Raw genomic sequence first — 14,803 nt, 5'->3', positions numbered from 1 at the left:
AATTGTTACAGTTTGTGGGTAAAGACATAATGCAACTCCCGTTCCACTTTTTCGCTCGAAATGATTTTCCCTTTGCTCGGTGTGGCATGGTCAAAATGGGGAAGTGGCAACTTTTGTATTTCGCAAAGCGAGTTGTAATACTTTTCACGTGAAGGATGCTGCGGTGCCACCGCATTAAAAACGGTGTTCCATTGTTCCTTTACGATGATGTTTTTTATAATGGCAATACAATCCTCTTGATGGATTAAATTGACCGGACCTTCAGGATCTGGCGCATTTTCTTTTCCGGAAAGGTATTTCGCTGGATTGCGATCGCCGCCAATCAATCCTCCAAATCTTAAAATTGTGGTTTCGAAATTAGGATTGTTTTTAAAAACATCTTCGGCGCCAATCAATTGTTTTGCAGCATACGATTGACCATTTGGAGCGTTTTCATCGGTAATCGTGGGTATATCAACCTCCTCTTCATACACAGAAGTAGAACTCACATAAAGTACTTTTTTTATATCAGAATGTTCGATGTGCTTGCTTAGCAAATCCATCTGTTTTATAAAATTCGCCTTTGGATTTTTTCGTAATCCAGGAGGAATGTTTATAATTAATACTTCAGAATCTTTTAAACACTCTTCAATAGCGTCGGTGATGCCTTCTTCAGAAATAGAAACCACAAACGGAATGATTCCAGCCTTTTTTAAAACTTCTATTTTGCTTGGAGAAGTGGTCGAGCCTTTCACAAGATTGCCATTTCTGACCAATTCTGTTGCCAGTGGAAACCCCAACCAGCCACAACCGATAATACTGATGTGTTTATTCAAAAGTGATGGTTTTTTTTATGATGATAGCGTCGTTTAGTACAAATGGTTTCGGAATCATCGTCTTTGGACGTTCTGGGACATTAAACAAATCATTGCCAACGAGGTCAAAAGATACCTCAAAGATATTAAAACTAGTTTTTTGAGCTGCTGGAACCGTGAAATTCAATTCGATCAATTTGTGTTCCGTAACCATATAACTGAACAATCTGTTTTTTATGCGGTCATTAAAAACGTAATCTTCTCCTTCTTTCTTTTGAATTTCCAATCCATTGATATTAAAGGATAAGAACTTATTGGAAGCGTCGGCATAAAACTCTAAGGTATTAACGTTGCGCTGTGGTGTAATAAATACTTTGATGTGTCGCGTATCGCCAATAATGGTGTCTTTTTGTTTGTCAACAAAAAAGGGTTTTAAGGCTTTAACTTCCGTTTCTTTACTGTAGGATAACTTCGTGCCATACTTGCTATCAAAGTTGATATTTGAAGTGTCAAAAACATCGGGATTATCGGTCAGATAAGCTTTGGTCCAATCGTCCAATAACTGATCATAAGTTGCCCAAACTGCCATGTCTTTATCGGCGTCATAGAGATAGACTAAACTGTTTGGTTTTGGTCCTTCTTCAGTAAAACCAGATTTCAGATGTGCGGCCACCAAAAACCCGAAAGCAGCAATAAATAGGAGGTAAGCCCATCTGTTCTTATATCTTGAAAATCCGAAGACGGAGATACATAAGGAGAACATAATCGAAACCAAAAGCGTGGTAGCCACAATGGTTTTAAGCCCAAGTCCGACGGGAAACATGACGATAAATGGCGACATGATCAGGAGTAAAGGAAATAGCAATAAAGTCATCAGAATAATGTTCGGATGTTTTTGGCGTATCAACACAAAAAGACTGATCAATCCAAAATACACCGGAATGATAAAAAAGCTGGCCCCTTTGAGTGTAAATGCGATGACACCACATATTATAAGCCATAAAAGCAACGGCGGAACGGCCAAACTCGCCGTGTTTTCCGGTTTATAGACTTTGTTGTAAAGCCACATGCACACCGCTGTAGAAAACAATGCAAAAGCCCAAATATATAGGTGTCCATTATACGGAAAACCTTGAAGGATTTCTCCATATTGCGGATAGATGATCAACAATAATTTCCAACCAAAAAAGCCTACGACCCCGTTGATGAGCAAGGCACCAATCCCCGGAAGGAAACCTAAAGCCATAAATTTGGATTCCAGTCTTCTTTTATGGATGCCATAAAATACCAAGCCAAGAAATATGAGAACAGCTAAAATGAGCATTGGAAATATCCAGGAGTTTGGATAGCTGATCATTTTAAAAAGCGGCACATTAAAATACACTGCATCCTTGTCACTCTTTAAAGTGTTGAGGTCGGCTTCCGAAAAATAAGCCAATAAAGGCATCAAATAACTACCTTGATGCTCCAAGGTGTTTCTGTCCAAGCGGTCATAATTATCTAAAGCGGTGTGATAATCAAAATGGTCATCAATAAAAGCGAAATTCAAACCATCAATATTGCCATCTTCCCTAAAGTAGGTCAAATCTGTATCATTCGGTAACATTTTATAGATGCTATAGGCCAGCGAATTGGCCACAGGATAATCAGGATTTGCTCTTTTGAAGCCGTTGATGAGGTTTTGGTTGCCGCCATTGGTTTCAATCAGCATATAGCTTGGACCTCCGCTGCCGCGGGCTTCAAAATTCAATACAAGGCCGACATCTTTTGCCCAAGGGTGTTGATTGACAAAAATATCGGCACCATTTAATCCTAATTCTTCAGCATCAGAAAAAAGAATGATAATATCGTTTTTAGGCGTTTTGCCTTGGCTTAAAAAAGCTCGCAGACCTTCCAAAATCGTAACCACGCCCGAGCCAGCGTCACTAGCACCATAAGAAGCATGCGATTTGCTGTCATAATGCGTGAGCAACATCAAGGCTTTGGAATTGTCGCTGCCCTTAATCCGCGCTAAGATGTTTTTAGGTTTGACAATACTGCCCCATTTTTTGTTTTGGCTATAGGCTTCTTGAATTTGGGTTTCTAAGCCTAAAGCGTTCAATTCCTGTATCAGGTAATTTTTGACCACTTCATGTTCGTCAGAACCGACATAATGTGGCTTTTTGGTAATGTTCTTGAGATGTTCCAAAGCGCGTTCGGAAGAGAAGGCAGTTGGTGCCGTTTGTAGGTCTGAAATGTGTGTTGGCAGTAACGCATAAAAGCTCCAATAAATGGCTAATATAATGAGTGCGACGGCAATGGCTTTTTTAAGCATGTGAAGAAATGTTAGTTGGTAGCTAAAACTACAAAATTAATTTGCTGTAAATGGATGTTAGGTTAAATGGTTAATTTTAATTAAATTTAAGCATCACAAAAAATTTTAATTATGGCTATCAAGAGTTTTCGAGGGGCACGAAAACCGCAACAAAAGGCTATTGAGCAGTTGCCGTTTAGGGTGTGCGATTTTATGAGTAGGGATTTGATTACGTTTAAACCGGATCAAAAAGTGATTGAGGTGGTGGAAATTCTGATCAAACATAGAATTTCTGGAGGACCTGTAGTGAACGATCAAAATGAATTGGTGGGGATGATTTCTGAAGGCGATTGTTTAAAACAAATTAGTGAAAGTCGCTATTACAACATGCCGATGGAGGATGATACCGTTGAAAAGCGCATGATAAGAAATGTCGATACTTTAGACGGGAATATGAATGTTTTTGATGCGGCCAACGTTTTTTTAGAAGCCAAACACCGCAGATTCCCGATTCTAGAAAACGGGAAATTAGTGGGGCAAATCAGTCAGAAAGATATTTTAAAAGCGGCTTTGCAAATGAAAGGCCAAAATTGGAATTCGACCGTTAAATAGCATAATTGCTGATGAAGTTCAACGCTCACGTTTTACCAAAGCATAAAAATCCCCTTCAAGAGGCAAATAACCTTGATCATATACAAAGTAATAGATAGTTCCTGCTTTAGTGGTGTAGATGCTGGTAAAATAATTAAAGTCAAATCCTTTTTCAATAAGTTTCCCTCGGGAGACTTTTGTTTTTTGTTCCGGATTCAACGTTTCAAGAATGCGGTAATTTTTTCGCAGCCAATTATTGGTATTACGAATTAAGTTTTTGCTGTCCTTATTGACGGTATTGTTATAGGAATTTCGGCACGCATCACTACAGAATTTTTTGTCGATACGCCCAACAATTTTTTCGCCACACTCCAAACATCCTTTACTCATAGTTTACAAAGTTAATACGAGACAAGATACAAATTATTCATTGTCAATGACTCAGAAACCTTTGGCGATTATTAAGGTGTTGGTTTGGTTGACTTTTTCGTAAACTTCTGTTGTGTAGAATTGGGTTTTTAAAAAATCGATGACGGCAATTAAAGCGTTGCTTTTTGTTTTCTCTAATGAAGCATTAAAAATAACAGCACCATTTGTTGCACTGGCCTTCATAACATTCCGCCAAAAATTTAGCTCTAAAAATGATTTCGGGACCTCAATATCCACGAACAAATCGATAATGATGACATCGAATTGTTGAGTATTTGAGGTCATGAAGTTAAGGGCGTCGTCACAAATGATATCTAGGTTTTCGCTTTCTTTGAGATGGAATTCGGTTTTTGCGAGGTCGATAATAACGGGATCAATATCGACAGCCACGATAAGTTTTGAATAGTCAAAGTCGTGACGCAAAGTTTCAATGACACTGCCGCCGCCGAGACCTAAGAGCAGAATGAAATTGACGTTTTTTAAATCAATTTTTTCCAAGCCAAATTTTAAAATCCGTTGCAGGGAACCGTAAGAGTAATTGGCGTTTTTGGTATTGAGGTGCTTTTTCCCATTGTACCAGGTAATCTCCAAAGTGCCGCTGACATCAGAATGCACTTTTTTTGTAATCGGATAGAGATAGCTTAAAATTTTACTCATAGAAGTAAATATAGTGATTTCTGAAAATATAAAATTTTTGTGTTTATAATTTGTTGTGTTACATCTCTATGGTTTTCACTTTTAATATGGCCTTTCCATTTTCTACTGTTACTTCAATATGAAAGTTCGCTTCTGATGCCAGAATTCTCATTATATTATTTTAGCGATGTTCAAGACTCATTCTGTGATAAGTCAAAAAGGATTTGTCGATGCTATATAGATTTTAATTATTAAGAATCTGAAAACGTGTATTGTACAATTAAATGTCAAGATGGTATAACAAGTGTAACTAGAAGTTGTAGTGGAATGAAAGAAATGAAAAAACACGTGCATTTCAACCCTCAAAAGACGTACTTTGTGGGTAAAACTGCTGTTGTTTTGAAAAATTTAAATATATTTGTATTAACATGCTTACCCCGCTTCCCGTTTAGATCAGCGCGCTCAGGGTAAGCTTTTTACTTTTATGGCAAAATCTTCTTATAATAAACCTGCCTTAACTTATTCTCAACAAATTTCTCAGTTACAAAATAGGGGACTAATTATTTCGAATATACCAAGAGCAAAACACCTATTAGAAAGTATAAGTTATTACAGATTAAGTGGTTATTGGTATCCAATGCTTATAGATAAATCAAATCATTTATTTAAGGAAGGGTCTACTTTCCAAAATGCATTTGATATTTATTGTTTTGATAGAAGGCTTAGGATTTTAGTCTTAAGGGAGTTAGAGAAGATTGAGGTTTCTATAAGAGCTAAAATGATATACATCCTGTCCCATGAGTATGGAGCTTTTTGGTATCAAGATTCAATTCTTTTTAAAAATCTTATTAGGCACAGTAAAACCTTAGGGAGTTTACAGAATGAATATGAGAGAAGTGATGAAGAGTTTATTGAAGCTTTTCGCAATAAATATACAGATCCACTACCACCGAGTTGGATGATGTTAGAAATTACATCTTTTGGAACAATGTCTTTTTTATATAGTAATTTAAAGGATGGCAGAACAAAAAGAATGATTGCAAAACATTTTGGACTGAACGATAGAACGTTTGCTTCTTGGATGCATAGCATAGTTTATTTGAGAAATGTTTGCGCTCATCATTCGAGGTTATGGAATAGATCAATGAGTATTCAGCCTATTAAACCACAAAAGACCTCAAAATGCTGGATGGATGATTCCAAGGTAAGCAATAAAAAAGTATTCTTTATATTATCAATGATCTTGTTTTTAATGCAAACCATAAATCCAAGTAATACTATAGTTGTTAGGTTCAAAAAGTTATTGGCTGAATATCCTAACATTGATGTTAGCGCGATGGGGTTCCCAGATAATTGGAAAGACGAGAAGCTATGGAAATAAAATTTGTCCATGTTTTAAGATTAAATCATTATTTTTTATAAGGAGTTATTGCTGTTGGGTGACAAGTAAAACCAAATTTCATAAAATTATATACCTCCAAAGTCCAATCACTTGTATTGAGTTGGGAATTTTTTTATTTTAATTTTTAGAAGAAATGAAACTATAACCTCTATTTTTGAAAATCAACTCGAGTCTTATGAAATTATACATACTTCTTTTATCGGTAACGTTTAACTTATTGTCTTGCACAGGAAAAGACGTCGCTCCACAAGATATTTTGACTAAAGCTACCCAGCAACTCAACAATTGGGAGACTTTAAGTTTTACGGCCGCGACGATTAATGCCGATGGCTCCAAACCAGCGACATCAACCGTTTATAAATTGAAGCGCGTTAATTATGAGCCACATTTGAAACTATTCTTTTTCAAGGAAATGAACAAAGAAGTAAGCATTTATTACAAATTGACGTCTCTGGCGGTGGTGGAAAATCAGAAAAAGAAAATCACAACTTTCGATTATGGAAAGGATCGCTCCATTCCAAAATATTTGGAGGCTTATATGAGCGATGATGACAATTTGCTGTTTACGGCGGAATTGTTGAGTAAGTTTAAAGATGACTTCTCATTTGTGGAAAAGTCAGATTTTAATGACCGACAAGTCTATGTTTACAAACTTCAGAATTACAAGCTTTGGCTGGACGCGAAGGACGCCACGCCGCTAAAGCTTGAAATCGATGATGGCGCATCAGGTCAAAAGGAAATAGTTTATTCAGGAGTTGTGTTTAATGAGCCCATGAGTGAGGACTTATTTACCCATCCGGAAAATGAAGGGTACGTTTCTTCGGTTTATGGAATTAAAAAAGAACCGATGCTCAATGTCAAAGCGCCCAATTGGACTTTATTGGATCTCGATGGCAATAAAGTGTCCTTAAATGACTTTAAAGGATCTCCAATTTTCTTGGAAGCTTGGGTGTCTTCCTGCAGTCATTGCATGGAATCCCTACCAAAAGTCAAGCAAATTGGTAAGGAATTTGGAGACAAGATTAAGGTGATTACGGTAAGTTTTGATTATGACCTCTCAGAAACAAAAGCAACTGTAAAAGACAAAGACATCAATTACTTGGTTCTCCAAGGTGATGCGGTCTTTGATCAAAATTATGATTTACGATCGTTTCCATCTTATTTTGTGATTAAAAGTGACGGAACTATCGTGTATTCAGAACGCGGTGCGATTGAAGGGAAGAAGGAGAAGGCGTTGTTTGAGGCGTTGAGGGTGGTTAAGTAATAGATAAAAATCCCAATATTTTAAATTCCCTGTCTGCCGACAGGCGGGCAAAAATTCCAATCGCTTTGTATGGGATTGGTTTTTTTGAATAACGTTTATTTTAAAGGCATTTTAACCTTCTTTTTTATTAGAATAATTCCAGTCCCGAGAATCAGCATACTCGCATAAATGATTTTATTCTCAATAGGACTAGCAACTAAAAATCCAGCGAAAAATGTCATGAAAATAACTAAAATCATTTCGAGCCAGTTTAATACTAAATCCAATTTTGTATTTCATCCTATGAAGCTATCGAGTGCCGTTAGGCTATTCAATGGGCAAGTGCCAGATTTTGTTTTATGTGGTGTTGACAAGCGTTATTTCTTTTGTTTAGCCTCTATTTCAGGTAATTGTTTCTTGTATGCTTCTAAATCCCAAGTCATTTCATAATACGATAGATAGGATTGTAGGTTTTCTAGTCCAATTTCCGCCCTTCTTTTGTCAACATTGTCAGGGTCAATTAAGGGAAGAACGTAGGGTTCGCCAGTTTCTTCGTCTTGACTAACTTGACTGCCATAAATCTGTTTTCTTCCATTTCTTAAGGCGACTCTATCTTCTAAAAGAGCTAAGTAACTCGCTCTAGCATTACCTTTACTAACGGCATCTTTTAGCATAGGTAAGTATTTTTCTTGTGTCTCAAGGTCAGAATGTTGAATTACTAAAAATAGGGTAACGTTTCCTTGGTCTCCAATTTTGTCGGTTCCCATCCATCCACGTTCATCAAGTATTTTTTTTACTTTAATTAAATTAACCGAATCGATTTTATCAATCTTTTCCCATTGTTCTTTAATTTCCTGCGATTTCCATCCATGTTTTTCACTTATGTTTTCTAATTCTGTGCGTGAGGATTGATCCAATTGGTAGATAGTATCTAAAGTTGCAACTAAAGGTTTGTCGAAATTTTCTTCTAACTTTTCCTTATTAGTTTTAATTAGCGACAACACCTCACTCCATCGTTTGTCGTTGTGCAAAAGACTTAGATCAGAATCTTGAATAATATGATTGTAATTATAATAATCTCCTGATTTCGAAATTTTAAATAATTGAACAAATGAAGAATCAACTTCTTTTGCTAAAGCCCAAGAGCACGCAGCATTATATCTGTCGACAGTTTTTGAGCTGTTTGTTTCTATATAAAAGGCTTCAGAATATTTTTTTGCAGCTTCTAAATAATTTTTAGAATTATAAAGAATAGAAGCTTCATTGATTAAGTCACTATATTTTTGGTCTTGACTATAGGTCTGAATTACAGAAAGGAGATATACAAAAAATAAAATCACGTTTTTTTTCATAGTCTTTGTTTTAATGTACCAATGCATGGTTGAAAGAAGTAGGGCTAAAAAAACTAATAATTTTAGCATTCTGTTTTTCTTATTCTTTTTACAAGTAGAAGGTAGCTAGGTAATTATTTTGCATAACGTTGTAAGTTAGCTTTTTAATTAATTCTTAGGTTCATCATGATGTCGGTTTGTTCATCATTTCCGAGGATGAAAATGTGTTTGTCGAATGTTACAAAACCGTTTTTTTCATAAAAGCTTATTGCTCTATGATTTTCTTCCCAAACTCCTAACCAAATATGTTCTACATGTTTCTCTTTCGCCAATTCAAGAGCTTTGTCGTAAAGAAGTTGTCCTACTTTTTTTCCGTGAAATTCTTTTAGCACGTAAATACGCTCAATTTCAAGTGCATTTTTTATTTTTAACTCGGTTTGTGATTCTCCGACATTGACTTTTAAATAGCCGATTGCCTTTCCGTCAAGTTCTGCAAAGTAGAATTCAGAATTTTTGTCGGTCAGCTCGGCTTTAAGTTTTTCGGTCGAAAATGCATTTTCCAGGTATTCCGTCATGTTTTCTTGGCTGTTAACGGAAGCGAAAGTCTCAACAAAAGTTAGTTTTCCGATGTCTTTTAAAGTTTCAAGATCTTTTAAACTTACCTTTCGAATGTTCATTTATTTACGGTTTATTTTTCTGGAGCTAGCAAGTGTATATACCACATTTAGTTTCCTCGAATATAAGATAATTATTATCCATATCCATTTACAAACGCATACAAGCATTTACAAACAAGTTTAACCAGTTAACAATCGAATAACATTTGGAAGTCCTCGCGTCTCTGTATTGTTGAATTGACCGAACGAGATTCAATAGTATTAACTATTTAACCTTTAAATTTTAGAAAGCATTATTGTAATAATAAATTTTGAATGTTAATTGGAAAATCGTAACAAGATCCTGAGGTTTTGTAGGCTTCCCCAAAAAAAGACCAGTAATGAATTTTAGACATGTTGCTACTAGTATTTACAACAATTTAAAATCATCCTGGCTTAACTTCAGTTTTGGATTATCAAGCTTATCAATTGAAGTTTTTATTCTTACCTGGTCGGATTCCGGTAAAAAAGTAGGTATTAAATCAGATAACTCTATTTTCAGTAAACGATTGATAACAATTAAATCTTTTAAAGAAAAAGGACTCATGCCATTCATTAATTCAGACATATAGGATTTGCTATTGTGTCCCAATACGGAGCCAAGATCTTGTTGCGTCAGATTTAAATTTTTGAGTTTCTTTCTGATTAACCCTTTTCTGTTTTGAATGAACTGTCGTTCTCTCTCCGCTATTAATTCAGCTAAATCACTGTCTTGTATTTTCTCCTCAGATATTTTTGAGTTAGTAGACCAGTTTTTGTTTTCATAGTCTTCTATCCAGTCTCTTAATTTCTTACGTAAGACTTTATATTTGGGATCTTCTTTAGAAAGAACTCTTAATCTTCGATCTGCAATCATGGCTCTTTCTAAATCTAATTCATTTTGAATTTTTCCATGTTCCAATAAGTCTGATATGTCAAGTTTTGTTGTCATGATTTTTGTTAAATGTACTCGTTAGACTTTAACCATTTCTTTATGGTGTTCTTATTGTTTTTGAAGGTGGTTTCATATTCTTGATGTGTGCTGACCCAAACAACTGAAGCTTCTTGGTCATCAATTTCAATAAGAATCATTGTCCTATGGATACTGATATTGAATATATAAAAGCCATCACTATGCACGCAATCAGCATCTGGTCTGGTCTGATTTATTTCAGTTTGGTTTTTCCATTGGTGGCCTTCAATATCTTTAACCAATTTATCGATGGCATTACCCAAAGGAACATTTCCTCTATTCTTCCACTTGAGCTTTTCTAATGATTTTTATTGGTTAGTCTCATTATTGGATATAAATATACAAAAAAGTTCGGTTATTTTCCGAACTAATATTATTTGTAGTGTTCACGACTTGTAGGTTTACGTCATTCAATGCATTCTAAGATAGGGTAAATCACAAGCTATATCCGTTTACAAACGCTTACAAGCATTTACAAACGAGTTTAAACAGTTAACAACCGAATAACATTTGGAAGTCCTCGCATCTTTGTATTGTTGAATTGACCGAACGATATTCAATAGTATTAACTGTTTAACCTTTAAATTTTAGAAATCATGAACGCATTAAGAAACACAGTACAGTTGATTGGAAGATTAGGACAAGATCCTGAAATTGTAAGCTTTCCTGACGGAAACAAAATGGCGAAATTTTCGTTGGCCACAGACGATAGCTATAAAGACAAAAGTGGCGCTAAAGTGGAGCGCACGTATTGGCACAATGTTGTCGTTAAAGGTGGCCTTGTAGAGATTGTGGAAAAGTATGTCGCAAAAGGCAAGGAAATCGCCATTGAAGGCAAACTGACCAACCGTTCTTGGGACGATAAGGATGGCAAGAAGCAGTATATGACAGAAATTATCTGTAATGAATTGTTGTTATTGGGAAGCAAATAAAAGTCAAATCCCAAAAAATATGAAATTCCAAATTCCAATAGTCAACCATTGGAATTTGGGATTTTTTTATTGGAATTTCAAAAAAAGATGTCCTGTGCCAACCGGAACGTATTCGCGTGCGCTTCAATAATGATTTTGATGTCGGGAGAATAGCCACCGCCCATACTGCACATCACTGGAATATTATGGTCTTTGCAGGTTTGTAGTACAAAGCGGTCGCGTTCTTTGCAGCCTGCAATGGATAAAGCTAGTTTTCCTAATTTGTCAGAAGCAATGACATCGACGCCACATAAATAGAAGATGAAATCTGGTTTTTCCCAATCGATTAATTGTGGTAAGGTGTCCTTTAAAATTGAAAGGTAAGTAGCGTCGTCACAATCGTTTTCAAGCGCAATATCTAAATCACTGTGCTCTTTTTTAAACGGATAATTGCTTTTCCCATGCATGGAAAAGGTAAATACCGAAGGGTCATTCTCAAAAATTTCAGCGGTGCCATTGCCCTGATGCACATCTAAATCGACGATTAAGATTTTTTGAGCCAATCCTTTTTCTTGAAGATAACGTGCACCAATAGCTTGATCGTTCAGCATACAAAAAGCTTCGCCATGATCGGAATATGCGTGGTGTGTGCCGCCAGCAATATTCATGGCAATCCCATATTTGAGTGCAAATTTACTGGCTTTGATAGTGCCGTCAGCAATAATGAATTCGCGCTGGACGAGCATTTTACTTAAAGGAAATCCGATTTTCCGAGCCGCTCTTGGTTCAATCGTCAGATTTTTTAAATCGTCAACATATGCTTGGGTATGAACATTTAGGATATGATGTTCTTCAGCCATAGTAGGCTTGAAAAAATTGGATTCGGTACATGTGCCTTCATGCAGTAATTGTTCAGGAAGCAGTTCATATTTAAGCATCGGAAACCTATGGCCTTCCGGTAGTGGATGTTTATAAATGGGATGGTACGCTATTTTAAGCATATGCAAATATCTTGGGCAGAGATTCGTTGTTTATGCAGTATATTATGACCCGCAGTCGCCGCAAATTATAAAATCTATTTTAGATATCGGCTTGAAAACAGGATAAATCAAGTCCTGCGTAATTTGAAAAAGATTTTGAAAAACCCGATTTTTGGTACATTTGAACTAAAAGATAATTAAATGAGTAAAAACACCTCCATATCACTCGGAAATTATTTCGACGAATTCGTCCAAAGTAGCATAGGTCAAGGAAGATTTAAAAATGTTAGCGAAGTAATCCGTGCTGGATTGAGGCTCTTAGAAGAGGAAGAAAGCAAAGTGAGTGCTTTAAAAAGTGCAATTCAAGAAGGAATTGACAGCGGAATAGCTCATGACCTTGACCCGAAAAAACATCTTGAATCTTTAAAGGCTAAAATGCACTCGAATGGCTGAATATAAGCTAACAAAGAAAGCTGTTGAGGATGTATCAAAGATTTGGGAGTATAACTTTGAGGTTTCGTCGGAAAAACAAGTTGTCAAATATTAGAATGAACTAATTTCAAATTGTCAAGTTGTCATGAGATTTCTGAAGATCCAGATTTAGGTCAAAACTACGAAGGAATATCTAAGCAACTTCTCGGATTCAAGGCAAATCGACATATAGTATTTTATAGGGTTTTAAGCGAGAGCTATGTAGAAATAACAAGAATATTACATGAAAGAATGGATTTGAAGAAAAGAATCGCCGAATAAAAACTGTAGACAGCTTGAGAGTATTCTAAAGAATTGTTGGATTGATCTCTAGATAATTTGTTCGCATGCAAAGTTTCAAAAATTTATTAGATTTTTTTAACACTGCAATCCTTATCTTTGTCCTATAAAATTACGTTGATGTTTGCATTAAAAGGCGCCATATTTAGCTTTTTTGGATGGTTGATGTTGTTGGGATCTACTGATCTGACGGCATTGCCTAGCGCATCATATACCCCTGTGGACAGTATTGCTGCCTCAGATAAGCAAGAGCGCACGCCTTTATTTTTTGACGCAGTTTTAGATGTCAATCATTCGTCTACTTATGAAACGCCAGCAGCCAAAACCTTTCCACAGAAAGAAAAAAGCGTCCAAAGCGTTACTGTTCCTTTATTTTATGAGCTTTCCTATTATATTATTGGCCAGCAAATTGTGGTCAATTTTTCGGTGAAAGCCATCATTTTTCCCTTTCATTGTTTTACATAGAACGACTGTTTTTTTTAGTTAAAATATGATAGGTACACCGCTGTACCTATGTCAGTCTATCTTATAATTTAAAACAAAAAACAATGATTTCATTATCCTTAAATATCGTGATGCTTGTCGTCATACTTATCGTCGTAATTCCTTTTTCCTTATTTATCTGGGCGGACAAATCCGAAAAAGCTAAAAAGAAGAAAAAATTTTTAGATGTTGCCAGAGAACAAAATTTGAAATTGTCAGTGGTCGAATATTGGAATAATTCCTGTTTGGGATATGATGATCATGAAAACACATTGATTTACATCAACATCATGGATTCAGTAACCAGATTTCAAAAAGTTGACCTCGATGATGTCAGAAAATGTGTGATTAATCGAATAACTAGAGAGTTTAAAAACGGAGACAAGCATTTTTCTGAAATGTCCCGACTCGATTTAGAATTTACATTTATCTCGAATGCTGCGCCAGTGAAAATTAGCTTGTATTCTACAGATGAAGGTTTTTCACAAAACGAAGAAATGCCACGTGCTGAAAAATGGTTGGCGTTTATTGACAAGCATAAATACAATAAAAATAACGTTAGCGCTGCCTAAACAGTCGTAATACACAAAAAAAACCATCGCTTTTAACGCTTCTAAATATTCAAATTATAGAAGTATTAGAGGGATGGTTTTTTTATACTAAGTTTATTATACTTATTATTTATGCAATTTAAGCTGAATGCGCTTCCGCGGAATGTCCACATCCAAAACCTTAACAATAACTTGTTGATGCAAGGCAACGTGTGCATTCACATCAGAAACAAAAGTATCTGACAGATTGGACACATGGATCAAGCCGCTCTCTTTGATTCCGATATCTACAAAAGCACCAAAATTGGTTACGTTATTCACGATTCCTGGAAGCAATTGACCTTCTTCTAAATCGTTGATGGTTTTGATGTTTTGGTTGAATGTAAACACTTTCGCCTGTTCACGAATATCCAATCCTGGTTTTTCCAGTTCTTTGATAATATCCTGAAGCGTCGGTAAGCCCACATCTTTAGAACAGTATGTGTTTAAATCCAATTTTTGAAGTTCGGTTTTATTGCCGATCAAATCAGAAACGTTCTTGCCTAAATCCTTGGCCATTTTTTCAACTAATGCATAACTTTCTGGATGAACTGCAGAATCATCTAATGGGTTTTTAGCCGATTTGACACGTAAGAAACCTGCGCCCTGTTCAAAAGCTTTGGCGCCCAAACGCGGTACTTTTTTGATCTCATTTCTAGAAGTAAATGCACCATGTTCTTCGCGATAATTCACAATGTTTTCTGCTAATTTCGGCCCGATGCCCGACACATAACTCAATAA

At 35.9% G+C, this 14,803-nt stretch carries 18 protein-coding genes; 8 read left to right on the top strand and 10 right to left on the bottom strand.

Annotated elements, in window-relative coordinates; genetic code table 11:
• Nucleotides 1–5: 5 nt before the first annotated feature.
• Together ABIQ28_RS07960 and ABIQ28_RS07955 are read right to left on the bottom strand one after the other, a co-directional pair.
• Nucleotides 6–815 (bottom strand): SDR family NAD(P)-dependent oxidoreductase, encoded by an 810-nt coding sequence (locus tag ABIQ28_RS07960; protein WP_348036358.1) that lies wholly within the window; start codon nt 813–815, stop codon nt 6–8.
• Nucleotides 808–3,108, bottom strand: coding sequence for a M28 family peptidase (locus ABIQ28_RS07955; RefSeq protein ID WP_348036357.1), 2,301 nt, complete (start codon nt 3,106–3,108; stop codon nt 808–810). The genes ABIQ28_RS07960 and ABIQ28_RS07955 overlap by 8 nt, the downstream gene beginning before the upstream one ends.
• A 111-nt stretch (nt 3,109–3,219) precedes the next feature.
• On the opposite strand from ABIQ28_RS07955, the gene ABIQ28_RS07950 reads away from it, so the two are divergent.
• Nucleotides 3,220–3,699 carry a CBS domain-containing protein gene (locus tag ABIQ28_RS07950; protein ID WP_348036356.1) on the top strand — a complete coding sequence of 160 codons (480 nt, stop codon included), beginning with the start codon at nt 3,220–3,222 and terminating at the stop codon, nt 3,697–3,699.
• A gap of 18 nt (nt 3,700–3,717) precedes the next feature.
• Here ABIQ28_RS07950 and ABIQ28_RS07945 read toward each other — a convergent pair whose 3' ends face one another.
• Nucleotides 3,718–4,068, bottom strand: coding sequence for a hypothetical protein (locus tag ABIQ28_RS07945; RefSeq protein ID WP_348036355.1), 351 nt, complete (start codon nt 4,066–4,068; stop codon nt 3,718–3,720).
• Between the two features lie 51 nt (nt 4,069–4,119).
• Entirely contained in the window at nt 4,120–4,764 is a 645-nt protein-coding gene (locus tag ABIQ28_RS07940; protein ID WP_348036354.1) for a fused MFS/spermidine synthase, read from the bottom strand.
• Nucleotides 4,765–5,227: 463 nt separating this feature from the next.
• Between ABIQ28_RS07940 and ABIQ28_RS07935 the strand changes: the two genes are divergently transcribed.
• Both ABIQ28_RS07935 and ABIQ28_RS07930 read left to right on the top strand, forming a co-directional pair.
• Nucleotides 5,228–6,124: an Abi family protein gene (locus ABIQ28_RS07935; protein ID WP_348036353.1), complete on the top strand. Its 897-nt coding sequence runs from the start codon at nt 5,228–5,230 to the stop codon at nt 6,122–6,124.
• A gap of 196 nt (nt 6,125–6,320) precedes the next feature.
• Complete coding sequence (locus ABIQ28_RS07930; protein WP_348036352.1) at nt 6,321–7,409, top strand: redoxin family protein; 1,089 nt, start codon at nt 6,321–6,323, stop codon at nt 7,407–7,409.
• A 356-nt stretch (nt 7,410–7,765) separates the two neighbouring features.
• Here ABIQ28_RS07930 and ABIQ28_RS07925 read toward each other — a convergent pair whose 3' ends face one another.
• The 4 genes from ABIQ28_RS07925 to ABIQ28_RS07910 all read right to left on the bottom strand — a co-directional run bounded on the left by ABIQ28_RS07925 (nt 7,766) and on the right by ABIQ28_RS07910 (nt 10,590).
• Nucleotides 7,766–8,740 (bottom strand): DUF6624 domain-containing protein, encoded by a 975-nt coding sequence (locus ABIQ28_RS07925; protein ID WP_348036351.1) that lies wholly within the window; start codon nt 8,738–8,740, stop codon nt 7,766–7,768.
• Between the two features lie 143 nt (nt 8,741–8,883).
• Complete coding sequence (locus ABIQ28_RS07920; protein ID WP_348036350.1) at nt 8,884–9,396, bottom strand: GNAT family N-acetyltransferase; 513 nt, start codon at nt 9,394–9,396, stop codon at nt 8,884–8,886.
• 349 nt (nt 9,397–9,745) lie between these two features.
• Entirely contained in the window at nt 9,746–10,306 is a 561-nt protein-coding gene (locus tag ABIQ28_RS07915) for a helix-turn-helix transcriptional regulator (RefSeq protein ID WP_348036349.1), read from the bottom strand.
• A gap of 8 nt (nt 10,307–10,314) precedes the next feature.
• Nucleotides 10,315–10,590 carry a type II toxin-antitoxin system HigB family toxin gene (locus tag ABIQ28_RS07910; RefSeq protein WP_348036348.1) on the bottom strand — a complete coding sequence of 92 codons (276 nt, stop codon included), beginning with the start codon at nt 10,588–10,590 and terminating at the stop codon, nt 10,315–10,317.
• Between the two features lie 333 nt (nt 10,591–10,923).
• On the opposite strand from ABIQ28_RS07910, the gene ssb reads away from it, so the two are divergent.
• On the top strand, nt 10,924–11,259 hold the full coding sequence (gene ssb, locus ABIQ28_RS07905) for a single-stranded DNA-binding protein (protein WP_348036347.1): 336 nt from the start codon (nt 10,924–10,926) through the stop codon (nt 11,257–11,259).
• 77 nt (nt 11,260–11,336) lie between these two features.
• Here the strand turns inward: ssb and ABIQ28_RS07900 are convergent, their stop codons facing one another.
• A complete protein-coding gene (locus ABIQ28_RS07900) occupies nt 11,337–12,239 on the bottom strand; it encodes a histone deacetylase (protein ID WP_348036346.1) in 903 nt (300 codons plus the stop codon).
• A gap of 180 nt (nt 12,240–12,419) precedes the next feature.
• Between ABIQ28_RS07900 and ABIQ28_RS07895 the strand changes: the two genes are divergently transcribed.
• The 4 genes from ABIQ28_RS07895 to ABIQ28_RS07880 all read left to right on the top strand — a co-directional run bounded on the left by ABIQ28_RS07895 (nt 12,420) and on the right by ABIQ28_RS07880 (nt 14,044).
• A complete protein-coding gene (locus ABIQ28_RS07895; protein WP_348036345.1) occupies nt 12,420–12,671 on the top strand; it encodes a type II toxin-antitoxin system ParD family antitoxin in 252 nt (83 codons plus the stop codon).
• A gap of 111 nt (nt 12,672–12,782) precedes the next feature.
• Nucleotides 12,783–12,971: a type II toxin-antitoxin system RelE/ParE family toxin gene (locus ABIQ28_RS07890; RefSeq protein ID WP_348036344.1), complete on the top strand. Its 189-nt coding sequence runs from the start codon at nt 12,783–12,785 to the stop codon at nt 12,969–12,971.
• 138 nt (nt 12,972–13,109) lie between these two features.
• Nucleotides 13,110–13,454 (top strand): hypothetical protein, encoded by a 345-nt coding sequence (locus ABIQ28_RS07885; RefSeq protein ID WP_348036343.1) that lies wholly within the window; start codon nt 13,110–13,112, stop codon nt 13,452–13,454.
• A gap of 83 nt (nt 13,455–13,537) precedes the next feature.
• Nucleotides 13,538–14,044, top strand: a complete 507-nt coding sequence (locus ABIQ28_RS07880; protein ID WP_348036342.1) for a hypothetical protein — start codon at nt 13,538–13,540, stop codon at nt 14,042–14,044.
• A 105-nt stretch (nt 14,045–14,149) separates the two neighbouring features.
• On the opposite strand, the gene ABIQ28_RS07875 is transcribed toward ABIQ28_RS07880, so the two are convergent.
• Nucleotides 14,150–14,803: helix-hairpin-helix domain-containing protein (locus ABIQ28_RS07875; RefSeq protein WP_348036341.1), on the bottom strand; the 654-nt coding region annotated here is incomplete at its 5' end.

It is taken from the genome of Gelidibacter sp. (genome assembly GCF_039916245.1).
Taxonomy (GTDB): Bacteria; Bacteroidota; Bacteroidia; order Flavobacteriales; family Flavobacteriaceae; genus Gelidibacter.
Note: the sequence above shows the minus strand (reverse complement) of the source record. Positions and strands in the feature narration are given on the sequence as shown.